We start from the raw sequence: 23,729 nt of genomic DNA, 5'->3' as shown, positions 1-23,729 counted from the left end.
CTTTTGAACAGCGTTCAGGCAAAACCATGCTGTTGCAGAATGGCCCTGGCTTCCGTTGTACTGAGAAAGGCGGCAAGGGGATTAGCAGAGTGGGTGAAAGTCGCCCATCCATATTCCGCCTGAATGTTGAACGGTTGCGGGATGCTAACTACCTGCAAATGCGGATGATGTATTAGACGTGGAGCATAGCTGGCATATCCAATGAAGAGATCTGCGTGCTGGTGGTCGATTAACCATTGTGCTGCCAGTTGGCCCGAGGGAACCGCCAGGCTATTAATGCCGCCCACCAGCTGACGCGCTTTCTGTTTCAGTCGTTCACCCCGGCCCGGGTAAACCTGTTCGATGTTATCAAAAAGCTGCCAGGTGTAATCGCCGGAAGGGTCACTTAACGGCGTTGATGTTGCCAGCAGCAGATCGTCACGTTGTAAAAGTGAAAGCCAGGTATCGATTTTTGTGACAACGTCACGCCTGGCAGTCAAACATAAACTGTTAGCGGTAAATTTGCCTGTGTGCAGTGCCAGACCGCGCTGTAACAGTGCGGCCGGGTGCAGAAGATTGGCGGATGCAAATAGATCGCAGCGTTCACCTTGTTCAATCTTCTGCCGCAGCAAGCCAGCAGGGCCAAAGTGGGTGTCGGTCGTCAGGCCAGACTGGTGATGAAAGGCTGTCATCAGATCCGGCCAGACACCGCGCAGACTACCGGCTGCCAGAATGTGGAGCGTTGTCATGATAGGCGGTCCGATAAAAATGCTGATACCAGCGATCAGCCTGTTGCTGCATATCAATATCGCGGAATTTTTCCGGATATAGTTTCTTCGCCATCCAGAGCTCGCCTAAGCCGATAGCTTCAGGCATCGGATAACCCCAGGCTTTGGCATATTCCGGCATCAGCCAGACCCGATGATGCTTCACCGCGTCAATCGTGCGCCAGCGTGGATCTTGTTGGATCTCATCTACCACCTGTGGATAGCGATCCTGGACAAAAATCACCTGAGGGTTCCACGCCACAACTTGCTCCATGCTGACCTGCTTGAAACCCTGAACGGTCGATGCCGCGACGTTGTAGGCGCCCGCGTGCGACATCATCAATCCGGTGTATTTGCCAGAACCATAAGTGGTGAGATCCGGATTGGCCATGTAAGCGCGAACACGCTGTTGCTCAGTTAACCCCTGCAGACGATCGCTCACCAGTTTACGCCCGGCAAAGGCCGCGGCAATCAGCTCTTTGGCCTGTTGCTGCTTATTCACCACCTCACCAATCAAGGTAATACTTTCTTTGATGCCGAGATCGTAAGCTTGATTCTCATTCTGCATGCTGGGGTTAATCTTGCCTTGTTCCCCTGGATCGTCATGGCGTAAGGAAATAGCCAATACCGGAATGCCCAGCGCTGAAATCTGGTCAATCATCTCTTTTGGCGCGTAGTTGGTGACAAAAACTACCTGCGGATGCAGCGCCACCAATTTTTCTAAATCTACATGGGTAAGATCGCCCAGCATGGCTTTCTGTGTCAGTTCAGGCACCAGCTGCGCGTAGCCATCACCCAACTGTTGCTTCCAGTTCGCGAGGATGCCGACGATCTTATCGGTCGCATTGAGTTGCACCAGCAGGTTCAGTGTTTGGTGCTGAAGCACCACCACACGATCGACCTGATCGGGAATCGTCACCTGGCGGCCTATCTGGTCGGTCACCACACGGCTGGCGAAGGTGTTTAAAGAGGTAAAGGTGAGTAAGCCCGCCAGAATCAGGCGGTTAATCGTTGTGTTCATGAGTTATCCCTGCAGCGTAACGCAACGGATTATATAGCGCTAACGAGCAAGCGCCTATGACTGTTTCAGTGATGCGCAGTCGCCGGAGGACATGGCACAGCGTCATCTGCTACTATATCGGCCCAATTGCAGCGCGATCCGCTGCACATATTCACCTGTCAATTTTAAAAACAAACGTCATCGGGCGAATCAACCTGCATGGCGCTGGAGTAATGGTTGTTATGTTGCACGATGTAGGAATTATTAATGTCTGGACGTTTCTGGCGGGTGCGCTGGTAATTATTCTGCTGCCTGGTCCAAACAGTTTGTACGTATTGCGCACCGGGATGGGCCGTGGCGTAAAAGCGGCTTCTAAAGCGATAGCAGGGGTGATGATGGGCGACCTGATTCTCATCTTCCTTGCCTGGGCCGGCGTCGCGACGCTGATTCGCACCAGTCCGCATATTTTTATGGTGGTGAAGTATCTTGGCGCGATGTTCCTGCTCTATTTAGGCGTAAAGATCATTCTGGGTGCATTGCGCAAACGTGAAGGTAACCAGCCCGCTGAAGCCGTTAAAATAGAAAACTATTTCCTGCGCGCACTGCTGCTGGGCGTGACCAATCCTAAAGCCATACTGTTCTACGTCTCCTTTTTCATTCAGTTTATTGATCCGGCGGTCACTCATACTGCGCCTGCCTTCGCGGTACTGGGCTCGATGATCCAACTGATCAGCCTGAGCTATTATCTGATTTTGCTGGTGGCTGGTAGCGTGATGGTTCGCTTCCTGAAAAACCGCACTCGACTGGTAAAAATCGGGAATATGCTCACGGGCATGTTGTTCTTTGGTTTTGCTGTGCGCTTAATGAGTGCACAAAGTTAATTTACTCTCTGCGCTAATATCCAGGAAACAGCAGGAAAACCTGCTGTTTCCGTTTTCGGGTAGCATTTAGACAGCCATGATGTCTTAACCCAACCAACCAATCAGCGCCGCAGCGCATAGGCAATAGCCGCCAAACAGATGCCAGCGGTCATGCTCCAGCCAGCGGGAGAGCCAGCGAAGAGCCAGAAGACCGGCGACAAAACTCAGTAGCATGCCCACCAGACTGGGCAGCAACACGCCGCTGCTCACCGCGACCGTGCCAGCAGAGCCTGAACTGAAAGCGCGCAACCCTTCTTTGACGATCACCGCTGGTGTCAACACCACGGCTAAAGCGAAGCTAAATTCTTCCGCACGCTGGCGAGCTACGCCCAATGAAAGGCCGGTAGAAATCGTGGCGCCTGAACGAGAAAAACCGCGAAACGGCAGGCACAAACCCTGAACGAATCCAATGCCAGCGGCGCTCAAGGGTGAAAGTTCGCCGCGATCTTTTTCTTTCAGGCGTGATGAGAAGATAATTAATAATCCTGCGGCGGCAAGGCCACTGGCGATTATTTTACTATTACTGAATAAGGATTCTATTTCGAAAGTATCGGCGTTAGCAGCGAAGAAATATTTAATCAGTTTCATTAACGCCAAACCCACCACGCCGGTAACAGCTGTAGCGAGAATAATTAAAAATACATTTTTCTTAAATGCACGGCCTGAACTGAAATAGGTCTCCCGCCAGTTATTCCAGAAGTAAACAATCACCGCGAACATTGTGCCAGTGTGCAGCATCACCAACAACAGCGTCATGTCAGGGGCTGCCGGGTCAAGGCCCAATAACTTTTCGGTCATAATAACGTGTGCAGAGCTGGAAACCGGCAGCAATTCCGCCAGCCCCTGAATTACGGCCAGAATGGATACGTCGAAATAATTCACCCGTTCGCCCTCAGATAAAAGAATGGAAAATGAAACTTTGTTTAACCTCGCTCACCCTGACACATTTCTCATTTTATCCGTGATAAGTATTATCCTATTCGTAATGTCGTTTATGAAATGTTTACCGAACTAAAATGCGAATAATAGGCAGGTTACAACTTCATGACGCGGCGCTAAATTTTTCGACGCTACTTTGCCTTACGCCGAGGCTTTGAATGATGTTGATAAACGGCCATGTCAGAGATGACCAAAATGGCGCAACGCTGCGCTATTTTTGTGCTTGATGCGGAAAAGAATGCATTAGAAAGAAACATAAGTATTCGATCTTGTATCCAAGCCCGTATCCCTTCAGGAATTATCGCCAGGCAGCCATTTTATAACGCCTTGTGGCACGCAAACTGCATTAATCCCGTTCAGTGACCAAATCGGGAGAGTAACCATGTTTGAAGCTTTACTGGATGGCGATGCGACGGCATTGGCTGAGCTGGTGCGCAATGGCGAGGTGTCTGCACGTGAATTGACGCAGGCCGCGCTGGATCGCATGGAAAAACGCGAGCCGCTGATTCAGGCATTCTGCACTGCCACGCCCGAGTTGGCGTTACAGCAGGCAGCCGCGGTGGATGCGAAACGTGCACGCGGTGAAGCGCTGGGTGCTTTCGCGGGTGTACCACTGGCCGTTAAGGATCTCATCTGCACCTCGGGGGTGAAAACCACCTCGGGTTCCGCTGCCTACGCTGACTTCATTCCCGAAGATGACGACATTACCGTCGAGCGGCTGCTGGCTGCCGATGCGGTACTGCTGGGCAAAACCACCGCGCCTGAGTTTGGTTACAGCGGCGTGGGACACAATCCTCTGTTTCCTTCACCACGTAATCCCTGGGATTTGAGCAAAACGCCCGGCGGCTCCAGTGCTGGATCGGGCGCAGCACTCGCCGCTCGCCTCTGCCCGATTGCCCTGGGCAGTGACGGCGGCGGATCGGTGCGTATTCCAGCGGCGCACTGTGGCGTTTATGGATTCAAAGCGTCAATGGGGCGGGTGCCGTTATGGCCCGGCTGCCGCGACGAACGTTATCCCGGTGTATCCAGCTGGGAATCGCTTGAGCACATTGGTCCCATGACACGCACGGTGCGAGACAGTGCACTCATGATGTCAGTGATGGCGGGGCCAGATATGCGCGATCGGCACTCCATTCCCTGCAGCGACGTTGACTGGATTTCCTCTCTGGAAAAACCCTTAAACGGGCTACGCATTGCGTTTAGTGCCGATTTTGGCTATATCGCCGTCGATGAAGAGGTGCGTGACGTTGTCACTAAGGCCGCACGACATTTCGCCCGTGAATTGGGGGCGGAACTGGAAGAAGTTGATCCAGGAATTGCCGATGAAGGCGCTACCTTTGCCGCGCTGGTGGCCTTTGAAAGCGACCTCACAGGCATGCGTCAGATGCAGAGCGACCTGGGTTCACGCATGTCGCCACATCTTAGCGCCATGCTGCAACGCGAGTGGCGCGCTGAAAACTTTACCGATGCCAATACCGCACGCAAGAAGATCTGCAATCAGCTATGGCGCTTTATGCAGCACTACGACTTGCTACTGACGCCAACGCTAGCGGTGCCACCGTTCCCGCTCAACATGCAGGGGCCGGAAATCATTGATGGGCGCATGGTACGCAGCGATCACTGGTTGTCATTCTGTTATCCATTCAATTTCACTGGCCAACCTGCGGCCTCAATCCCTGCGGGTTTCACCGCTAGTGGCTTGCCGATTGGTCTGCAAATCGTGGGTCGTCACCTGGACGATGGCCTGGTGCTGGCGGCAAGTGCCGCTTTTGAGCGCATCCAACCGTGGAATCACCTTTATCCCGCCTCAATCGGAGTAGCCCATGAGTAAAAAATCATCCCCTGCGCTGGAGCAGGAATTTGAACACGAGCCGGTTCCTCTGAGTCACCGTCACTCTACGCGCTCGGTATCAGCAGTCTGGTTCGGCTTCCCGATGATCCTCACCAACGCGCTGTTTGGCGGCATTATTACCTGGCATTTGGGTTTCTGGCCTGCGCTGATTGCCATCCTGTTGGGCAATCTGGTGCTGTTCGCTTACGTAGGCGCACTTAGCTGGTTGGCGGGTAATACCGGAATGAATTTCGCACTGCAGGCTAAGCGCACCTTTGGTACGAAAGGCTATATCCTGGTTTCCGGTTTCCTCTCGACGGTGGTGATTGGCTGGTATGCGTTTCAAACGGGATTAACCGGTACGGTGATTAACCAAACCTTTGGCTGGAACGCACTTGTGGTGACCGCCATTGCCATGGTGCTTTACACCGGCGTTACCTTCCTCGGCGTTCGTGCGTTGTCGATTCTGGGCATGATTGCCGCACCGCTGTTTGTGGTGCTCGGTTTGGTCGCGTTGTGGCTGATTGGACAGGACCATGATTTCAGCACCATCACCCAGTTCAAGGGCAGTGCCAGTGCAGTCGGCGCTATGAGCATGGGAACGGCAGTGACCATGGTGGTGGCGGGATTCGCTGATTCGGGCACCATGACAGCGGATTTCACCCGCTGGTCTAAGGACGGTAAATCAGCGGTGATCGCCGCGTTTTCCGCCTTTCCAATGGCAAATGTGATCTCTTATCTGTTTGGTGTAGTGATTGTGGCGGTGGGCGCGGCGGTTGATCCGGTCAACAATGGCGGCAATTTCCTGCCAATGCTGATGAACCACGGCGCATTACTCTCCATCATCGCTTTCTTGTTTGTTTTCATTAATCTCGGCTCTGTATGCACCCATTGTTTGTACAACGGTGCCGTTGGCTTTAGCCATCTGTTCAGCAGCAAGATGCGTGTCTGGACATTGATTCTCGGGGCGATCGGCGGAGCGCTGGCACTGGCGGGCGTCTGGTCCTACTTCCTCGAATGGTTAAGTTTGCTCGGCATTGTGGTACCGCCGTTTGGTGCGGTCATGATCGTTGATTTGATCTTCATGGCTAAAATCAGCGAGCAACGCAAAACCCGTCGCCTGCGCGGTAGCGCTTTTGCCGCCTGGGCGATTGGCAGCTTGTGTGCGGTGGTTGCCCACATTGAATTCCCGCAGTTTGGTGAAGCGGTGATTGGCCTGGTAACGGCTGCTGCCAGTTACACTTTGATTGTCAAACTTAAACGTGAAAACGCAGCGAGCCTGATGGAGCAGAAAAATGCCTGAGTTTACTTTTGATTCAACGCCTTATCCCTGGCCTTTTGATGGACATTGCTCGCCTGCCGATACTGCGCTGGTCATCATCGATATGCAGACCGATTTTTGTGGCAAGGGCGGCTACGTCGATAGCATGGGTTATGATATTGCACTGACTCGCGCCCCAATTGCGCCTCTGCAGCGCGTGCTGGCACGCATGCGGGAATTGGGTTTCCCGATCATCCATACGCGCGAAGGTCATCGTCCTGACCTGAGTGATCTACCCGCCAACAAACGCTGGCGCTCCAAACGGATGCAGGCGGAAATCGGTGCGCCCGGTCCCTGTGGTCGCATTCTGGTGCGCGGTGAGCCGGGCTGGGAAATTATCCCGGAACTGGCACCACTGGCGGGTGAAACCATTATCGATAAGCCCGGAAAAGGCTCTTTTTATGCAACCGATCTTGAACTGATCCTGCGCAGTCGGGGGATCCGTAATCTGATCATCTCGGGTATCACCACCGATGTTTGTGTTCATACCACGCTGCGTGAAGCCAACGATCGCGGATTTGAGTGTCTGGTGCTGTCCGACTGCTGCGCCGCGACTGAGCTAAAACACCACGAAGCGGCACTAAGCATGATTCATATGCAGGGCGGTATTTTTGGTGCGGTGGCCAGTTCGGAGACGTTGCTGGCGGGCCTGGCTCAACCTTCCGCAGCGTTAAGCATTTAACCATTGCAGGTAATGTCCCGGCCACTCCGTGGTTTGTGTGCCGGGCTTACCCAATCCAAAGCCGTGACCGCCGCTGGGATAACGATGCATTTCTACCGGCACATGCTGTTGCTTACAGGCAGCAGCCATGATCAAGGTGTTGTGCGGATCGGAAACAGGATCATCCTCGGCCTGAACCAGGAAAAACGGCGGTGATTGCGGGTTAACGTACGATTGAACCGACCAGGCGGTATCCGCGCTGATCGATGCGTCTTTCCCCACCAACACTTTATGCGTGGAGGTGTGCGTGTAAGGCGGCTCTAACGTGATAATCGGATAGATCAGCGCGGCACGATCGGCTGTCGCGGGGAGGTTATCCAACGCATCGCTGGCCTGATAGGCATGAAAATCTGCGCGGTTCGCCGCCATTCCCAGCAGGTGCCCGCCTGCCGAAAAGCCTAATACGCTGACATTGTTCCCACGGTGGCGCACGATACGTAATGCACGCTGTGCATCCTGAAGTGAAACCAACGCGCCATCTTTCCAGCCTTCCTGTGGCAGGCGATAACTCAGCACATAAGCGGTATAGCCTTGCGCCGACAGCCACGCGGCAGCGGGCCAGGCTTCTTTGCCCATTTCAATGCGCGTATAGCCGCCGCCAGCGGCAATGAGCACGGCGCGTCCCTTCGGTTGAAGCGGTTTGAATACAGTAAGGGTTGGCATGGCAATATTGCGCTGTGCCCCCTTGGCGCTGAACGCCATCGCCCCTAAAGGCCCGCCGCCGCCAGGCGGTTGTTTCGGCCACAAGGGCAACACTTGCGCGGGATTTGGCGCGGCAGCGGCCAAACTAATGCCGCTGCGTGCGACTAAGGGTGAGAGAAGTAAACCGGTAAGAAAGTGGCGACGGAGCATGGCCGATCCAGACTGAATCCAAAAAGGGTATTGAATCAGAAGAATCGGCAGAGAGTATGAAGAAGATGTTGTTAAGTATGACCAATCACCTCATTTTCCTCACGCTATGTGATGTAACGTCTCACCTACAGCGTCAAACAAGCGATCCAACTCGGCAGGCTGTGTATTGAACATCGGGCCAAACTGCAATGTATCGGCGCCGAATCGCACATAAAAACCGTCTTTCCACAGTGCCATACCCGCTTCAAATGGACGAAGAGTGGCATCGCCGTCACGTTGCGCTAGTTGGATGGCACCCACCAGGCCGCAGTTGCGGATATCAATGACGTTCGGGCAATCACGCAGCGCATGCAATGCATGGGCAAAATGCGGTGCCAGCTCGGCGGATTGCGCAATCAGCGCGTCATTCTCCAGTAACTCCAGCGTGGCCAGTCCCGCTGCGCACGCCACCGGATGGGCAGAGTAGGTGTAGCCGTGAGCAAATTCCACCGCATGTTCTGGCAGTTTTTGCGCCATAAAGGTGCTATAGATTTCACTGCTGGCGACCACGCCACCGAGTGGCACCGCGCCATTGGTGATCTGCTTGGCGAAATTCAGGATATCGGGTGTGACGCCAAAGTACTCAGCGCCGCTCCAGCGGCCCATGCGGCCAAATCCGGTGATCACCTCATCAAAAATCAGCAAGATATCGTGTTGTGTGCAGATTTCGCGCAGGCGTTGCAGATAGCCTACCGGCGGGATGATGGCGCCCGCCGAACCAGAAAGAGGCTCGACAATCAAGGCGGCGATGTTGGAAGCATCATGCAGCTCAATCAGTTTCAGCATCTCATTGGCTAATGCCACACCGCCGGTTTCGGCCTGTCCAGAAGTGAAGGGCAGATCGGATTGCAGCGTATGCGGAATATGGTCAACGTCCATAAACTGACCGAACATTTTGCGGTTACCGCCAATGCCACCAAGGCTGGTTCCGGCGATATTCACGCCGTGGTAACCACGCGCGCGCCCGATAAATTTGGTTTTCGCTGGCTGGCCTTTGATGCGCCAGTAAGCGCGTGCCATTTTTACCGCCGTGTCAGCTGATTCCGATCCAGAACCGGTAAAGAACACATGGTTCAGATCACCCGGCATATGCTGAGCAATCTTATCTGCCAGCTGAAATGACAGCGGATGCCCGTACTGGAAGCCGGGTGAATAATCGAGTGTGCCCAGCTGTTTCGCCACCGCCTGCTGGATTTCACTGCGGCAGTGACCAGCACCACAGGTCCACAGCCCGGAAAGGCTATCAAAAATCTGTCGTCCTTTATCATCGGTCAGCCAGCGGCCCTGGGCGCCAACAATAAGACGTGGATCGCGCTGGAAGTTGCGGTTAGCAGTAAACGGCATCCAGTGCGCGTGCAGATTGAGATCGGTAGTGTTAACAGCATCAGACATGATGTTTCTCCAGACGGGTGTATGAAGAGTTTGCATTTAATGGTTAGTTAAGTTAAATCCCTATTAATTCATCTTCAGTTATTGATTTACTCACCTATATGAAAAGCAAATCGCTCGCGCAGGTCACTGACTTTGATCTCAAATTATTGCGCCTGTTCAAAACCGTTAATGAGAGCGGCAGCTTCTCTGCGGCAGAAAGTTTGTTAGGGATGACGCGCTCGGCCATTAGCCTGCACATGGGCGATCTGGAGAAGCGGCTAGGCATGCGATTGTGTCAACGCGGGCGCGCGGGTTTTGCCTTGACCGATGAAGGGCGGGAGATCCTGCGTCATAGCGACAGTATGATGGCGGCAATCGAGCAATTTCGCCTGCAGGTCAACCAGATGCACAAGCAGCTGCGCGGTGATCTGAACATCGGCATCATCAATAATCTGGTGACCCAGCCGCGCATGAAAATCACCCATGCGCTGGAGAAACTGCATGGGATAGGTCCCGACATCAGGCTGAATATCAGCATGATGACGGCCGCAGAGATTGAAAGAGGGCTGATGGATGGTCGATTGCACGTTGGTGCGCTGCCAGTCACCGCGCCGATTTCTGGTCTGGATTACAGGCCATTGTATGACGAGCGGTCGCAGCTTTACTGCAGCGACACCCACGCGCTGTTTTCCCTCAAGCCTGACGATGAGCAACTGAGAGGGTGCGATGCCATCGCGCCCGCTTTTCGCATGACGGCAGAGGCCATTGCCATGCATCAGAAACTCAACTGCAGCGCCACAGCAACCGACCGCGAAGGCATTGCCTTTTTGATCCTGACCGGACGCTTTATTGGTTTTTTGCCTGACCACTATGCCGCTCAGTGGGTGGAGAAAAAGGCAATGCGCGCCATCGCACCGGAACGCTTTCACTTCACCAGTAAAATCGCTGTTGTCACGCGCAAAGGGCGCAGCCAGAATGCGATACTTGAACGCTTCCTGCAGGCGATTGAGTGGGAATGATTTTTACCGCAATGCGTTAAGTTAATGCGTTACTAGTTACAACATACCTTTGATTTATACTAATGCACTAACGCCGGCTATCGTGCCTCATTGGTTAAACAGGGAAGAATAAGGGATCGTCTGGATGTGCTTAACCCAAAATGCTGGACTTTAAACCGACATAATTGGATTGACGTCCCTTTAACTTGTTTTACCCTTCTTTTACAGCGCCACTATCACCACGCCACGCGCTTTGCCGGAACAGGCATCAGCCAACGCCTGTGGTGCAGAATCTAATCCCTGATAGGTGCTGCTAGCAAAATGCAGATCCTGCCAGCCGGGATTTGTCAGTTGCTGCAGCCACTCGCCAAACGCCTCAGGATGTTCATCAGCGCTATAGCCCTTAAGCGTGACGCCTTTGACAATCAGATCAAAACCATCAATCTCAACCGGCGCGATTTTGCTGGAATGGCTGGTTGCCAATTCAGCGGAAAGGGCACCCAGCAGCACATAGCGTGCGTGCTCGCGAGCCTGTGAAACGGCTGCGGCTAATTGTTCACCGCCCACAATATCGACCAACACGTCGATTCCATCAGGTGCAGCGTGACGCAACTGCTCAGCGATAGAACCCTTGCCGCGTTCGATAGTGGCGTCATAACCAAGCTGCTGGCGCATCCATGCGGCTTTTTCGGCAGAGCCGGTGCTGCCGATAATGTGCGTTGCGCCTAATCTACGTGCAATTTGCCCGGCCATCGAACCGATTGCACCTGCGCCGCTGGAAACAAATACCGTATCGCCATCGTGCACGGAAATTCCACGCGTGAGTGCCGCATAGGCTGTCCAGCCGTGACCGAGCCAGGCGGCAGGGTTCAGTAAAGTTTTGCCCAAAAGTACGCACTGTTGCTGTTCAACCCACGTGAACTCTCGCCAGCCGTAAGGGTGCATAACCAAATCACCGACGCTCAGATCGCTGCCTGCTGGCGCACTCATGACTTCGCCGATTGCCGCATCGGCCAGCGTGTCACCTATCTGCAATGGGGGAAATGGAATGCCTTTAACCACTTCGGCTTCCACGCTCATCATCAATCGGGTGGAGATAGAAACGCGAAACCAGTGATTTTTGACCAGCACTTGATTGCCTGGTGGCTGGATCAGAGTGGTCTCTACCACATTAAAATTATCTCGAGTGGGCATACCATGGCTGCGCTGTGCAAGACGAATCTCCCTGCTGCGAATATTTTCAGGTAACATCACGGTTTTCCTCCATATGTGAGTGAATACTCGTATTATCGGGCGGAGGGTCCTCAATGAATACTCGTGTTACTGACGCATCGAGATCGATGCGCAAAGCGCCACGCCAGCGGCGTTCGCAGGTGATGGTGGATGTGATATTGCAGGCGGCGGCTCGCGTCCTGGCAAAGAGCGGTTGGGCAAAATTCAACACCAATGAGGTCGCGCGAATTGCGGGCGTCAGTATTGGTTCGTTGTACCAATATTTTCCCAACAAACTGGCGTTGGCTGAGGCGATTCGCCAGCAGCATCTGGCAGCAATTTTGCAGGTCCTTGCTGGCGCAGTCATCGAAGAGGATTCACTCGCGCTGCGAATTGAACGCTTGATTGAGGGCATCATTGCGGCGCATTTGATTAACCCCAGCTTACATCGTGTGTTGCTGGATGAAGTGCCGCTTTCTGAGCGCAGCGCTCATGAAGAGTTTGAGCAGCAGTACGCGGATTTTTACCGACAGTTTGTCGTTACAACGTTGAGCAGGGATTCAGCACGCGTCACGGTAGTCGCTGTGGTGCTCGCTTCAGCCGTTGAGGGGGTGGTGCATGATGCCGCAAGACGTGACCAGTTGGGATCAGATGACATTAAACTTGAGTTAAAGAGGCTGATTATGGCTTATCTGCAAAGTTAGCCAAATAAGAGCAGGGTGACGAGATGCCACCCTGATATCAAACGGTTAAGCGCGCTTCGGCTCGCCACGAACCGGCAGATCGCCAGCGACGAAGTAATCTGCTTCGCTGCGCGGCAACGGTTGACGACCACGAATGTTATCCGCGATCTTTTCACCGATCATGATAGTGGTGGCATTAAGATTGCCGGTGATGATCAGCGGCATAATTGATGCATCTACCACGCGTAACGCCTGCAATCCATGCACACGGCCTTCGCCATCGACCACGGCCATGTCATCACTGCCCATTTTGCACGTACCACACGGGTGATAGGCGGTTTCCGCATGGTTGCGCACAAATTCATCCAGCTGCTCATCGGTCTGGCATTCGAGGCCCGGACTGATTTCTTTGCCGCGATACTTATCCAGCGCAGGCTGATTGATGATTTGACGCGTGATACGAATCGCGTCGCGGAACTCATGCCAGTCCTGTTCATGCGCCATGTAGTTGAACAAAATGGCCGGATCACGACGCGGATCGCGTGACTTAATCTGCACGTGCCCACGGCTCGGTGAACGCATTGAACCCACGTGACACTGGAAACCGTGCGCTTCAACCGCATTGGAACCGTTGTAGTTAATCGCTACTGGCAGGAAGTGGTACTGAATGTTCGGCCAGGTAAACTCTTCGCGGCTGCGGATAAAGCCACCGCCTTCAAAATGGTTGCTGGCACCGACGCCGGTGCCGTTGAACAGCCACTCCGCGCCGATCTTCGGCTGGTTCCACCATTTCAATGACGGATAGAGTGAAACCGGCTCTTTGCACTCGTACTGCAGGTACATTTCGAGGTGATCCTGCAGGTTTTCGCCCACGCCAGGCAAATCATGCACCACCGGAATATCAAACTTGTTCAATAGCGCCGCAGAGCCCACGCCCGAACGCTGCAGAATTTGTGGCGAAGCGATGGCTCCAGCGCACAGCAATACTTCTCGGCGCGCATGCACCTGATGCGAGGTATTGCTCGAGCCTTGCAGATATTGCACGCCCACCGCGCGCTTGCCTTCGAACAGAATCCGATCGGTGGTCGCGTGCGTCACAATTTTGAGGTTCGGACGTACCTTGGCGGTATCGAGATAGCCACGCGCCGTACTGGAACGGCGACCTTTCGGCGTAACGAAACGGTCCATCGGTCCAAAGCCTTCCTGCTGATAGCCGTTCAGATCTTCCGTGCGCGGATAACCAGCCTCAACACCGGCTTCAATCATCGCGGCAAACAGCGGATTGTTATCCGGCTTACAGGTAGTGATGCTTACCGGGCCTTCGCCGCCGTGGTAATCATTGGCACCGATATCACGCGTTTCAGATTTACGATAGTAGGGCAGGCAGTTCAGATAGCTCCAGCTTTCCAGACCTGGCTGCTGCGCCCAGTTATCGAGATCCATGGCGTTACCGCGGATATAACACATACCGTTGATCAGCGATGAACCACCCAGACCTTTACCGCGTCCGCACTCCATGCGGCGGTTATTCATATGTGGTTCCGGCTCGGTTTCATACGCCCAGTTATAGCGTTTGCCCTGCAACGGATAAGCCAGCGCGGCTGGCATCTGTGTACGGAAATCGAAGCGGTAGTCAGGGCCACCCGCTTCTAAAAGCAGCACATTCACGCTGCTATCTTCGGTCAGTCTTGTTGCCAAAACGTTCCCTGCGGATCCGGCTCCGATAATGATGTAATCAAATTCCATTAGTCGCTCCTCAGGTTAAAGCTGAATTAAAATACGGACTGGAAACGGGATAACTCGACCTGCACCGACTTCACCTGGGTGTAGTTTTGTAAGGTCATCAGGCCATTCTCTCGGCCAATACCAGAGTGCTTGTAGCCGCCCACCGGCATTTCGGCGGCAGATTCGCCCCAGGTGTTGATCCAGCAGATACCCGCTTCAATCTGGTGAATCACGCGGTGCGCGCGGTTCAGATCCTGCGTCACCACGCCCGCAGCCAGACCGAAATCGGTGGCATTGGCGCGACGCACCACTTCTTCTTCGCTCTCGTAAGTCAGAATCGACATCACCGGCCCGAAGATCTCTTCACGCACGATGGTCATCTCATCGCGACAGTCGGTGAACACGGTCGGTTCAACCCAGGCACCGTTATCGAAATCGGCACCGCTCAGGCGTTTGCCGCCACAAAGCAGGCGTGCACCTTCGCTGATACCGGATTCGATATAGCGCATCACGTTATCACGATGCGGGAAGCTCACCAGCGGACCGAAATTGGTGTCGGGATCGTTGAGATCACCCGCTTTGATGCGTGCAACACGCTCAGCGATTTTCGCTTCAAAGGTCGCCTGGAATTTGGCAGGGATAAACACGCGCGTGCCGTTGGTGCACACCTGGCCTGAGCTGTAGAAGTTGGCCATCATGGCGATATCTGCCGCCAGATCGAGGTCAGCGTCATCAAAGATGATCAGCGGTGATTTGCCGCCCAGTTCCATGGTGACTTCTTTCAGGGTGGATCCTGCGGCATTCGCCATCACTTTTTTGCCGCTGGCCACGCCACCGGTGAAGGAGACTTTATCGATGCCTGGGTGATCGGTTAGCAGTTGGCCGGTAACAGCGCCGCGCCCATTCAGCACATTGAACACGCCGGCAGGCACACCCGCTTCGGTGTAGATCTCGGCCAGTTTTAGTGCAGTCAAAGGGGTGACTTCGCTGGGTTTGAAGATCATCGCATTCCCCGCCGCAAGGGCAGGTGCGGATTTCCACAGCGCGATCTGAATCGGGTAGTTCCATGCGCCGATACCGGCGACTACGCCGAGCGGTTCACGACGGGTATAAACAAACGCGGTGTCGCGCAGCGGGATCTGCTGACCTTCCAGGGTAGGAATCAAGCCTGCGTAGTACTCCAGTACGTCAGCACCGGTCACGATGTCCACGTACTGGGTTTCACTCAGCGGTTTACCGGTGTCGAGGGTTTCCAGGGCGGCTAATTCATCATTACGCTCGCGCAGGATATCCACGGCACGACGCAAGATGCGTGAACGCTCCATGGCGGTCATCGCGGCCCAGACTTTCTGGCCTTTTTGCGCGGCAGCGACCGCACGATCAACATCGGCCTGTTCTGCTTCATGCACGTCGGCCAGCACTTCGCCATTGGCCGGATTGATGGTCTGGAAAGTATTGCCTGCGCTTGCTGCAACAAACTGACCATCGATATAAAGCTGCTGTTCTGTGAATCGGGACATGATTCCTCCTTCCTCAGTGATTCAGTGCGCCAGCGAGTTGCTGACGAATAAATTGGGTGGTGAGCGTTTTGGCCACATCCAGATTGAAGGGTTTGCCGCTTAAGGCGGCGCGAAGCCAAAGTCCATCAATCAGTGATGCCAAACCGTGCGCCGCTAAGCGTGCTTGTTCACGCGGTAGCTCGCGACGAAACTCGGCAGCCAGTGTCGAAAACAAACGACGGCTGCTGACGCGCTCTAAACGACCGAGCTGCGGCTGATGCATGCTGCTGGCCCAAAAATCCAGCCAGGCTTTCATTGCCGCGCTGTGCACCTGGGTATCATCAAAGTTGCCTTCCACAATCGCCAGCAAGCGCGCTTCGGTCGCGGCACCCGCTAACGGTTTTAATCTTGATGACACTGCATCCCGCAATTGGCGCGTGATGTCGCGCATCGTTGCTTCCAGCAAACCGTTTTTGTCTTTGAAGTAGTGGCTGATGATGCCGGTTGAGACGCCAGCCCGGCGCGCAATCTGCGCAATGGTAGCGTCGTTGATACCCACTTCGTTGATGGTATCGAGGGTTGCATCAATCAGCTGCCGACGACGAATCGGCTGCATTCCCACCTTTGGCATGACTCCAGCTCCACCACAATGTCAGGGCACCATTAAAACTTTTTTTGATTGCACGTTCAATATAAAAAAGAAATTTGTTAGGATGCTGTGCTTCGATTGTTACAAAACAGCAGCGGTGAACCGGGCTATGCGGCGCATCGCTAGTGAAAAACACTAATTGGAGGGGAGTGCAGGGAGAACCAACAACGACAAGGCCTGATTAACGGGTCACGCTAATCCATTGAGTCATTACAGGAAATTAACCAGAGGTCATCGATGATTAATCCACCTGCCAGTGAAAAAGACAGAATCAATCCTGTGGTGTTCTTCACCTCAGCCGGACTGATTCTGACATTTTCACTTGTCACTATTTTTTACAGCGAGCTGGCTGCGAGCTTGATTCAGACTGCGGTTAACTGGGTTACCGCTACGTTTGGCTGGTACTACATGCTGGCCGCGACGCTGTATATCGTGTTCGTTATCTACATGGCCTGCTCGCGCTACGGCGCCATCAAGCTCGGGCCTGAACAATCCAAACCGGAGTTCAGCTTATTAAGCTGGTCAGCGATGCTGTTTGCCGCCGGTATCGGTATCGACCTGATGTTCTTCTCTGTGGCCGAACCCGTAACGCAATACATGCAACCGCCGGAAGGTGCCGGACAAACCATGGAAGCCGCGCGTCAGGCGATGGTCTGGACGCTGTTCCACTACGGCGTCACCGGTTGGTCGATGTATGCGCTGATGGGCATTGCGCTCGGCTACTTCAGCTACCGCTACAATCTGCCGCTCACCATTCGCTCCGCGCTGTACCCGATTTTCGGCAAACGCATTAATGGCCCGATTGGTCATACCGTGGATATCGCCGCGGTGATTGGCACCATCTTTGGTATCGCCACTACGCTGGGGATTGGTGTGGTGCAGCTCAACTACGGCCTGAATGTGTTGTTTGATGTCCCGGAAGGCTTCACCGCACAGGCGGCGTTAATTGTGCTGTCGGTGATTATCGCCACCATCTCCGTGACCTCCGGCGTGGATAAAGGCATCCGTATTCTGTCAGAGCTGAATGTGGCGCTGGCGCTGGGATTGATTCTGTTTGTGCTGTTTATGGGCAAAACCGACTTCCTGCTGAACGCGTTGGTGCTCAACGTTGGTGATTACATCAACCGCTTTATGGGCATGACGCTGAACACCTTTGCATTTGACCAGCCTAGAGAGTGGATGAACAGCTGGACGCTCTTCTTCTGGGCATGGTGGGTCGCCTGGTCGCCGTTTGTCGGCTTGTTCCTGGCGCGTATTTCACGTGGTCGTACTATCCGTGAGTTTGTCCTCGGTACGCTGATTATTCCGTTCACCTTTACTCTGTTATGGCTGTCGGTATTTGGTAACGCGGCGCTGTATGAAATCATTCACGGTGATGCTGGCTTTGCTCAGGAAGTGATGGCGCATGCGGAACGTGGCTTCTACAGCCTGCTGGCGCAGTATCCTGCGTTCAAGTTCAGCGCCTCGGTCGCGACCATTACCGGTATGTTGTTCTACGTCACCTCAGCGGATTCCGGGTCACTGGTATTGGGTAACTTCACTTCGAAGCTGAAAGACATTAACAGCGATGCGCCAAACTGGCTGCGTATCTTCTGGTCGATCGCGATTGGTGTCTTAACCATGGGAATGCTGATGACCAACGGCATCTCTGCGCTACAGAACGCCACAGTGATTATGGGTCTGCCATTCAGCTTTGTGATCTTCTTTGTGATGGCGGGATTGTATAAATCACTGAAGGTGGAAGACCACCGTCGTGCCAGCGCCAATCGCGATACTGCGCCGTACATTCCGGCCAGCAACGATCGCCTGAGCTGGAAGAAGCGCCTGTCACGTCTGATGAATTATCCAGGCACGCGTTACACTCAGCAGATGATGGAGAACGTGCTGTACCCGGCGATGCAGGATGTGGCTAAAGAGCTGGAACTGAGAGGCGGACGTGTGTCGCTGGAAAGCGTCGAGCCGGAAGAAGGGCATCCGTTAGGCTATCTGGATTTGCGTGTGCTGCTGGGTGAAGAGCAGGACTTCGTTTACCAGATTTGGCCGCAGCAGTACTCGGTGCCGGGCTTTACCTATCGTGCGCGCAGCGGTAAATCGACTTATTATCGTCTGGAGACATTCCTGCTGGAAGGCAGCCAGGGCAACGATTTGATGGATTACAACAAGGAGCAGGTGATCATCGATATTCTCGATCAGTACGAACGTCACCTGAACTTTATCCATCTGCATCGTGAAGCGCCAGGCAGCAATATGACCTTCCCAAGCGTGTAAGCCTACGGACAGCGGCACCCCCTGCCGCTGTCCGTGCACTTTCCCTGGAGCAAGCTACACTTTCAGCCTGCTCTAAGGGAGACTGAAATGAAATTGGGTTTTGCGTGTAAGTACTTCGATGCACAGGCTAAGCAGCCGTTTCCGTTTAAAATCACCACGCGTACGCGTTTTCTGAGTCTTGAACGCGAGGAACAAACGCGTTTGCTGGCGCAACTGGCAACCAACAACCTCGAAAACCAAATCCTCACGCTGCAACAACTGGCGAAACTGCCGGATGAGATGCGCATGATGCGTATTGGCAGCGATCTGTTGCCGCTGTATACCGTGCCTGATGCCACCGCCATCTACACCGAATTAATGCCCGACTTACAACCGCTGCTTGCCAGGTGTGGCGAAATCGCGCGCGCAAACAACATCCGCCTCTCATTCCATCCCGGACAATACTCGGTACTCGCTTCGGATAATGAAGGCGTGGTGGATAGGGCAATTGAGGACGTGGAGTACCATACGCTGTGCGCGGTATTAATGGGCTATGGTCGCCAGTTTCAGGATTTCAAAATCAACATCCATATGAATGGCAAGAAGGGCATTGATGGCTTCCGCGCGGCGTTTCAGCGTCTCTCTCCTGAGGCGCGAAATATGCTGACGGTTGAAAATGATGAAATCTCTTGTTCGCTGGATGACGTACTGCAGGCGCGCGATCTCTGTCCGGTGGTATTGGATATTCACCATCACTGGGTGAAAGAGAATCAATTTATCCAAGCGGATGATACGCGTATTGCGTTAATTATCGAATCATGGCGCGGTGTGCGACCGGTATTACATTATTCGATTGCTCAGGAAGGTTTAATCCCAGAACACGGCTTCCCGGATCAGCACGATTTAACGGTACCGAAAACCAAACTGCGTGCACATTCTGACTACTACTTTAATCAGGATTTAAATGACTGGGCGCTGTCATTCAAAGACTTCGATATTATGTGCGAAGTGAAAATGAAGAATCTGGCGGTCGAGCGCTTATACCGTTATGCGCTCGACCAGGGTGCGATTAAGGCGAGGTAATCACAATTGCGACGCGGCGATTCTGGGCGCGGCCCTGTGCACTGTTATTACTGGCGATAGGGGCGGTCATGCCCATACCGCGGGTGATAATGTTGGCGCGTGGAACACCCGCGCCTGACGCCCATTGTGTTGCCACGGCATCAGCACGTTTCAGTGACAGCTGCTGGTTATAATCTGCCTTGCCGTAATTATCTGTATGACCGTCAACGCGGACATGCTGAATACCAGTGGCTGAGAGGTTTTTCGCCATATTAGCGATGTTGGATTTACTGGCCGCGGTGAGTTCGGACTCATTCACCCCAAACAGGATTTTGTCGGATAAACCCAATCCCCATCCTTCCATGTTTTCGGTAAAGCCCGCGCTTTGCATCGCCGCAATCTGTGCGGCGGTGAAACGACCTTTTGACTGACATCCCGCGCAAACCAGAATACACAGCAGTAGAAAGAGTTTAATTTTCATACTCGTACCTTACTTATCCCTTTGTTTTTGTACATATGCATATCCGCACGTTCCAGAATCGATTGCACCGTATCGCCATGCTGTGACCAGGCGTAACCAATGGTGACGGAAGTGGTAATCGGTGTGCCTTCGGCAATCATGATCTTCTGCGCAATCGCTTCTCTGATTTCTTCAGTGAGTTGCAGCAACTGTTTTTCACTGGCGCGGCTGGTAATCAACATCGCAAACTCATCACCGCCGAGGCGCGCGACCATATCCTGTTTGTAGGCCAGCGCAACAAGGCGGGAACCGATGGCTTTCAGCACTTCATCTCCCGCCGCATGGCCCCAGTTATCATTGATGCTCTTGAACCGATCGCCATCCAGGAACAGCAACACAAAGCGTTCCTGAGCGAATTGGCCATCAAGCAATCGGGTTAACTGCGTAACAAAGGCGGCGCGGTTGGCCAGCCCGGTTAGCGGGTCTTCTAAAGCCTTCGCCGCTAATGAACGGTTATCGCGCAGTAGCGAAGCTTGTAGCGACTGCATCTCGGCTAACAACGAGTTGAGATCGTCCGAAAACAGCTGAAACTCTTTGGTCGGGCTTTCGGGAATACGTAACGAAAAATCACCCGAGCTGATGACGTAATGAATCGAGCTGGTGATATTGCGCAGCGTCTGCAAAATCCCCCGATGCAAGAATGCGCTCAGCATAAATGCGACGATTAACACGCACAGCATACCGCTGGATAAAATCATCACGGAGTAGCGGATAAAATCCGTCGCGCCTTTCACCGTACCCGCCAGCGTCAAACTGCCAACGACATTTTCCGCGTGATTGATGTTCACACTCAGCGGGCGCGCGTAAATCCATTCGCGTAAAAAGTTCTCATACCAGCCATCCTGCTGCTGTTGATCTTGCCAGTTAACCAGCACCGTTTGATCGTCAGTCACCAGTTTCGCCGAGGCAAACATGCCTTCATTGCCCAACATGGCAATTTTTTTGTGGGCGTCATAGCTGTCTTCAAATACGGTGGCGGCGGTCAGGCTGTTGCTCAGCGTCGCAGCAATCAGCTCCAGATTGCGCTTCTCATAACGTTTGATGAAAAGTAACGAGGTGGACGTCAGCAGCAGCCAGCACAGCAACAAAATAACAGCGGAATTGATGATGCTGATTTTGCGCAACCTGATGCGGATAGATGATTTTTCATTTTTTATTTTTTCAAATTTCATCTTATTGGCTTCCTTTGCGCGACAGCAATAACACATCCGGGCTCACGCGAACGCCACTGCGAGCCAGTGAATCGAGGTTTACGGCAAACATCGGATGATCGGCATTAAAAATAAGACAGAAAGCGGCTCCGATGGCGCAATCGGTATTATTTTCGGCCAAAGAGAGAACGGCGTGGCCTTTCTCCAGACTGAGCAGTTCGGTCTGCTGCTGGGGTGACTGATCACCAAAATAGAGGGCATCACAACGATTGCTGGCTAACTCAGTTTCACTCTCGAGATAGACCACACTAAAGGGCAGCGCTGTAGCGGTGGTGCTGGCAGGAAAATTGACGTGGCGCGCTGAATTAAATACACACAACTGTGGGGCGTCGTGCAACGCCGGCCAGCGGGTGAAACTAATGATGCCGCTAACAATACGATTGGCTTTGTCATCTTTCGATGCGGGGTTTTGCGCCGCCGATGCGGAAAGAGAAAGCGGCAGGATTAATAATGCCAGTGCAATGATGCAGGTCAGTGCTGCTTTAAGCTGAGCCAAAAGCAGAAATAAAACTTCACAAGGGTGAAGACGAGGTTCAAAACGTAACATGCCGCCATTCCGCTGGGTTCAACGCGGAAATAGTACCATCGGCATTTATAAAAGAGTACAGATGTTCAATAACCTAAAAGGCTGACTTTTAACTCCAGCAGGATAATCAGATCCAATCATTAATAGAGTGTTCGGCTTGGTATTCGAATAAACATGCCGGGCGAACTGACATCGCCCGGCAGTGAATCGCAAAGATTATTCACTTAAATCGCGGCCATTGCTGGCAATCACTTTTTTATACCACCAGAAAGATTTTTTGCGGGTACGCGCCAGTGAGCCATTGCCCTGATCATCACGATCGACGTAAACAAAGCCGTAGCGCTTACTCATCTCGCCGGTTGAAGCGGCGACCAGATCAATGCATCCCCATGTGGTGTAACCGATCACCGGGATGCCATCGGCTATCGCTTCGCCCATCGCCTGAATGTGCTGCTTCAGGTAGCTAATACGGTAATCGTCCTGGATCTCGCCGTTGGCATCGATTTCATCACGCGCGCCCAGGCCGTTTTCCACCAAAAATAGCGGCTTTTGGTAGCGGTCATACATCATGTTCATGGTGATGCGCAGGCCTAAGGGATCGATGCCCCAGCCCCAGGCGCTACTGGGAATGTGCGGGTTGGTCAGCGATTTCACCACGTTCGCAGCGCTGCTGTTTTTCTCGTTCATATCGGCCGAGGCACAGCGCGACGCGTAATAGCTGAAGGAAACGAAATCCACCGTGTGACGCAGGAGTTCTGCATCACCGTCCTGCCACTGGATCTCAATGCCTTTCTCGCGGAACACGCGAGCAGCGTAAGAGGGATAAGCACCGCGCGCCTGCACATCAATAAAGAACAGGTTCTCGCGATCTTTCTCCAGCGCGGCCCAGACATCTTCAGGGTTACATGACCACGGATAAAAATTGCCGCCCGCCAGCATGCAGCCGACCTGGTTTTCGGGGTCAATCTCGTGTGCAATTTTCGTCACCAGCGCACTGGCGACCAGTTCATGATGAGCCGCCTGATATTTAACCTGCTCTGGATTATCTTCTGGTCCGAAGACCAGACCGGCACCTGAGAACGGGCTGTGCAGCAGAATGTTGATCTCGTTAAACGTCAGCCAATATTTCACCAGCCCGTTGAAAGCTTCAAAGCAGGTGCGGGCATAGCGGGCGAAGAGTTCAATCATCTTGCGATTGCGCCAGGAGCCGTACTCGGTGACCAAATGCATCGGCACGTCAAAATGGCATAACGTCACCAGTGGCGTGATGCCATATTTCTGGCACTCTTCGAACAGGCTGCGATAAAAGGCAATACCTTCAGGGTTCGGTGTGAGTTCATCGCCTTTTGGATAAATGCGGCTCCAGGCAATGGATGTACGAAACACGGTGAAGCCCATTTCCGCCATCAAGGCGATGTCATCTTTATAACGACGATAAAAATCGATGGCATCGTGGCTCGGATAGTACTCATCGTCACGCAGGGCAAAGCGCGGTTCCAGCCCGAGTTTGACCGGCATACGATGTTCGCCATGCGGGATCATATCCACCGTGGTTAAGCCTTTACCGCCCGCCAGATAGCTCCCCTCTGACTGATTGGCGGCTAATGCGCCGCCCCATAAAAATCCCTCTGGAAATGTCACTTCAGACATAAAAAAC

The 23,729-nt window shown here is 53.4% G+C and carries 21 protein-coding genes; 8 read left to right on the top strand and 13 right to left on the bottom strand.

The features are described from left to right. Window positions 1-14: 14 nt before the first annotated feature. Together ACXI0A_RS22520 and ACXI0A_RS22515 are read right to left on the bottom strand one after the other, a co-directional pair. Window positions 15-728 (bottom strand): substrate-binding domain-containing protein, encoded by a 714-nt coding sequence (locus tag ACXI0A_RS22520; RefSeq protein ID WP_476147047.1) that lies wholly within the window; start codon window positions 726-728, stop codon window positions 15-17. Continuing rightward, window positions 697-1,767, bottom strand: a complete 1,071-nt coding sequence (locus tag ACXI0A_RS22515) for an ABC transporter substrate-binding protein (protein WP_476147048.1) — start codon at window positions 1,765-1,767, stop codon at window positions 697-699. Before ACXI0A_RS22515 ends, ACXI0A_RS22520 begins: the two co-directional genes overlap by 32 nt. Before the next feature lie 221 nt (window positions 1,768-1,988). Between ACXI0A_RS22515 and leuE the strand changes: the two genes are divergently transcribed. Next, window positions 1,989-2,627 carry a leucine efflux protein LeuE gene (gene leuE / locus ACXI0A_RS22510; RefSeq protein WP_476147049.1) on the top strand — a complete coding sequence of 213 codons (639 nt, stop codon included), beginning with the start codon at window positions 1,989-1,991 and terminating at the stop codon, window positions 2,625-2,627. An 84-nt stretch (window positions 2,628-2,711) separates the two neighbouring features. Here leuE and ACXI0A_RS22505 read toward each other — a convergent pair whose 3' ends face one another. Beyond that, window positions 2,712-3,548 (bottom strand): undecaprenyl-diphosphate phosphatase, encoded by an 837-nt coding sequence (locus tag ACXI0A_RS22505; protein ID WP_476147050.1) that lies wholly within the window; start codon window positions 3,546-3,548, stop codon window positions 2,712-2,714. A gap of 439 nt (window positions 3,549-3,987) precedes the next feature. On the opposite strand from ACXI0A_RS22505, the gene ACXI0A_RS22500 reads away from it, so the two are divergent. Genes ACXI0A_RS22500 through biuH form a run of 3 tightly spaced genes read left to right on the top strand, consistent with a single transcriptional unit; the run spans window position 3,988 to window position 7,439 of the window. After that, entirely contained in the window at window positions 3,988-5,436 is a 1,449-nt protein-coding gene (locus tag ACXI0A_RS22500; protein ID WP_476147051.1) for an amidase family protein, read from the top strand. Further along, a complete protein-coding gene (locus ACXI0A_RS22495; protein ID WP_476147052.1) occupies window positions 5,429-6,739 on the top strand; it encodes a cytosine permease in 1,311 nt (436 codons plus the stop codon). The genes ACXI0A_RS22500 and ACXI0A_RS22495 overlap by 8 nt, the downstream gene beginning before the upstream one ends. Then, complete coding sequence (gene biuH / locus ACXI0A_RS22490; RefSeq protein ID WP_476147053.1) at window positions 6,732-7,439, top strand: biuret amidohydrolase; 708 nt, start codon at window positions 6,732-6,734, stop codon at window positions 7,437-7,439. Before ACXI0A_RS22495 ends, biuH begins: the two co-directional genes overlap by 8 nt. Here biuH and ACXI0A_RS22485 read toward each other — a convergent pair. Beyond that, window positions 7,428-8,330, bottom strand: a complete 903-nt coding sequence (locus tag ACXI0A_RS22485; RefSeq protein WP_476147054.1) for a prolyl oligopeptidase family serine peptidase — start codon at window positions 8,328-8,330, stop codon at window positions 7,428-7,430. The genes biuH and ACXI0A_RS22485 overlap by 12 nt on opposite strands. A 99-nt stretch (window positions 8,331-8,429) precedes the next feature. Further along, window positions 8,430-9,761 (bottom strand): omega-aminotransferase AptA, encoded by a 1,332-nt coding sequence (gene aptA / locus ACXI0A_RS22480; RefSeq protein WP_476147055.1) that lies wholly within the window; start codon window positions 9,759-9,761, stop codon window positions 8,430-8,432. Window positions 9,762-9,859: 98 nt separating this feature from the next. On the opposite strand from aptA, the gene ACXI0A_RS22475 reads away from it, so the two are divergent. Next, on the top strand, window positions 9,860-10,759 hold the full coding sequence (locus ACXI0A_RS22475; RefSeq protein ID WP_476147056.1) for a LysR substrate-binding domain-containing protein: 900 nt from the start codon (window positions 9,860-9,862) through the stop codon (window positions 10,757-10,759). A 201-nt stretch (window positions 10,760-10,960) separates the two neighbouring features. On the opposite strand, the gene ACXI0A_RS22470 is transcribed toward ACXI0A_RS22475, so the two are convergent. Continuing rightward, window positions 10,961-11,989, bottom strand: coding sequence for a zinc-binding dehydrogenase (locus tag ACXI0A_RS22470; protein ID WP_476147057.1), 1,029 nt, complete (start codon window positions 11,987-11,989; stop codon window positions 10,961-10,963). 56 nt (window positions 11,990-12,045) lie between these two features. On the opposite strand from ACXI0A_RS22470, the gene ACXI0A_RS22465 reads away from it, so the two are divergent. Further along, a complete protein-coding gene (locus ACXI0A_RS22465; protein ID WP_476147058.1) occupies window positions 12,046-12,654 on the top strand; it encodes a TetR family transcriptional regulator in 609 nt (202 codons plus the stop codon). Between the two features lie 45 nt (window positions 12,655-12,699). Here ACXI0A_RS22465 and betA read toward each other — a convergent pair whose 3' ends face one another. Genes betA through betI form a run of 3 tightly spaced genes read right to left on the bottom strand, consistent with a single transcriptional unit; the run spans window position 12,700 to window position 16,488 of the window. Beyond that, window positions 12,700-14,379: a choline dehydrogenase gene (betA, locus tag ACXI0A_RS22460; RefSeq protein WP_224933134.1), complete on the bottom strand. Its 1,680-nt coding sequence runs from the start codon at window positions 14,377-14,379 to the stop codon at window positions 12,700-12,702. A gap of 26 nt (window positions 14,380-14,405) precedes the next feature. Continuing rightward, a complete protein-coding gene (betB, locus tag ACXI0A_RS22455) occupies window positions 14,406-15,878 on the bottom strand; it encodes a betaine-aldehyde dehydrogenase (RefSeq protein WP_476147059.1) in 1,473 nt (490 codons plus the stop codon). 13 nt (window positions 15,879-15,891) lie between these two features. Further along, complete coding sequence (betI, locus tag ACXI0A_RS22450) at window positions 15,892-16,488, bottom strand: transcriptional regulator BetI (protein WP_476147060.1); 597 nt, start codon at window positions 16,486-16,488, stop codon at window positions 15,892-15,894. 255 nt (window positions 16,489-16,743) lie between these two features. Between betI and ACXI0A_RS22445 the strand changes: the two genes are divergently transcribed. Both ACXI0A_RS22445 and uvsE read left to right on the top strand, forming a co-directional pair. Continuing rightward, window positions 16,744-18,774 (top strand): choline BCCT transporter BetT, encoded by a 2,031-nt coding sequence (locus tag ACXI0A_RS22445; protein ID WP_476147061.1) that lies wholly within the window; start codon window positions 16,744-16,746, stop codon window positions 18,772-18,774. 87 nt (window positions 18,775-18,861) lie between these two features. After that, entirely contained in the window at window positions 18,862-19,836 is a 975-nt protein-coding gene (gene uvsE, locus ACXI0A_RS22440; protein WP_476147062.1) for a UV DNA damage repair endonuclease UvsE, read from the top strand. On the opposite strand, the gene yfiB is transcribed toward uvsE, so the two are convergent. From yfiB to ACXI0A_RS22420, 4 genes are all read right to left on the bottom strand, one after another. Then, the gene (gene yfiB, locus ACXI0A_RS22435) at window positions 19,823-20,296 is read right to left on the bottom strand and encodes an outer membrane lipoprotein YfiB (protein WP_476147063.1); all 474 of its coding nucleotides are present in this window, start codon (window positions 20,294-20,296) and stop codon (window positions 19,823-19,825) included. The genes uvsE and yfiB overlap by 14 nt on opposite strands. Next, window positions 20,293-21,507 carry a diguanylate cyclase DgcN/YfiN gene (dgcN, locus tag ACXI0A_RS22430; RefSeq protein ID WP_224933140.1) on the bottom strand — a complete coding sequence of 405 codons (1,215 nt, stop codon included), beginning with the start codon at window positions 21,505-21,507 and terminating at the stop codon, window positions 20,293-20,295. Before dgcN ends, yfiB begins: the two co-directional genes overlap by 4 nt. A 1-nt stretch (window position 21,508) precedes the next feature. Further along, window positions 21,509-22,093, bottom strand: coding sequence for a regulatory sequestration protein YfiR (gene yfiR / locus ACXI0A_RS22425; protein WP_476147064.1), 585 nt, complete (start codon window positions 22,091-22,093; stop codon window positions 21,509-21,511). Between the two features lie 195 nt (window positions 22,094-22,288). Next, window positions 22,289-23,722, bottom strand: a complete 1,434-nt coding sequence (locus tag ACXI0A_RS22420; RefSeq protein ID WP_476147065.1) for a 6-phospho-beta-glucosidase — start codon at window positions 23,720-23,722, stop codon at window positions 22,289-22,291. Window positions 23,723-23,729 lie beyond the last annotated feature (7 nt).

This window comes from Pantoea sp. C1E2, assembly GCF_056491465.1.
The sequence above is the reverse complement of the archived record's forward strand: the minus strand, read 5'-3'. Positions and strand labels throughout refer to the sequence as shown.

Bases quoted from the DNA above. Each gene is read 5' to 3' on its own strand.
- ACXI0A_RS22445 (WP_476147061.1), top strand. From the start codon at position 16,744: ATGATTAATCCACCTGCCAGTGAAAAAGACAGAATCAATCCTGTGGTG.
- yfiB (WP_476147063.1), bottom strand. From the start codon at position 20,296: ATGAAAATTAAACTCTTTCTACTGCTGTGTATTCTGGTTTGCGCGGGA.
- yfiR (WP_476147064.1), bottom strand. From the start codon at position 22,093: ATGTTACGTTTTGAACCTCGTCTTCACCCTTGTGAAGTTTTATTTCTG.
- dgcN (WP_224933140.1), bottom strand. From the start codon at position 21,507: ATGAAATTTGAAAAAATAAAAAATGAAAAATCATCTATCCGCATCAGG.
- ACXI0A_RS22465 (WP_476147058.1), top strand. From the start codon at position 12,046: ATGAATACTCGTGTTACTGACGCATCGAGATCGATGCGCAAAGCGCCA.
- betB (WP_476147059.1), bottom strand. From the start codon at position 15,878: ATGTCCCGATTCACAGAACAGCAGCTTTATATCGATGGTCAGTTTGTT.
- betA (WP_224933134.1), bottom strand. From the start codon at position 14,379: ATGGAATTTGATTACATCATTATCGGAGCCGGATCCGCAGGGAACGTT.
- ACXI0A_RS22475 (WP_476147056.1), top strand. From the start codon at position 9,860: ATGAAAAGCAAATCGCTCGCGCAGGTCACTGACTTTGATCTCAAATTA.
- ACXI0A_RS22520 (WP_476147047.1), bottom strand. From the start codon at position 728: ATGACAACGCTCCACATTCTGGCAGCCGGTAGTCTGCGCGGTGTCTGG.
- uvsE (WP_476147062.1), top strand. From the start codon at position 18,862: ATGAAATTGGGTTTTGCGTGTAAGTACTTCGATGCACAGGCTAAGCAG.
- leuE (WP_476147049.1), top strand. From the start codon at position 1,989: ATGTTGCACGATGTAGGAATTATTAATGTCTGGACGTTTCTGGCGGGT.
- ACXI0A_RS22495 (WP_476147052.1), top strand. From the start codon at position 5,429: ATGAGTAAAAAATCATCCCCTGCGCTGGAGCAGGAATTTGAACACGAG.
- ACXI0A_RS22500 (WP_476147051.1), top strand. From the start codon at position 3,988: ATGTTTGAAGCTTTACTGGATGGCGATGCGACGGCATTGGCTGAGCTG.
- biuH (WP_476147053.1), top strand. From the start codon at position 6,732: ATGCCTGAGTTTACTTTTGATTCAACGCCTTATCCCTGGCCTTTTGAT.
- ACXI0A_RS22420 (WP_476147065.1), bottom strand. From the start codon at position 23,722: ATGTCTGAAGTGACATTTCCAGAGGGATTTTTATGGGGCGGCGCATTA.
- ACXI0A_RS22470 (WP_476147057.1), bottom strand. From the start codon at position 11,989: ATGTTACCTGAAAATATTCGCAGCAGGGAGATTCGTCTTGCACAGCGC.
- aptA (WP_476147055.1), bottom strand. From the start codon at position 9,761: ATGTCTGATGCTGTTAACACTACCGATCTCAATCTGCACGCGCACTGG.
- ACXI0A_RS22515 (WP_476147048.1), bottom strand. From the start codon at position 1,767: ATGAACACAACGATTAACCGCCTGATTCTGGCGGGCTTACTCACCTTT.
- ACXI0A_RS22485 (WP_476147054.1), bottom strand. From the start codon at position 8,330: ATGCTCCGTCGCCACTTTCTTACCGGTTTACTTCTCTCACCCTTAGTC.
- betI (WP_476147060.1), bottom strand. From the start codon at position 16,488: ATGCCAAAGGTGGGAATGCAGCCGATTCGTCGTCGGCAGCTGATTGAT.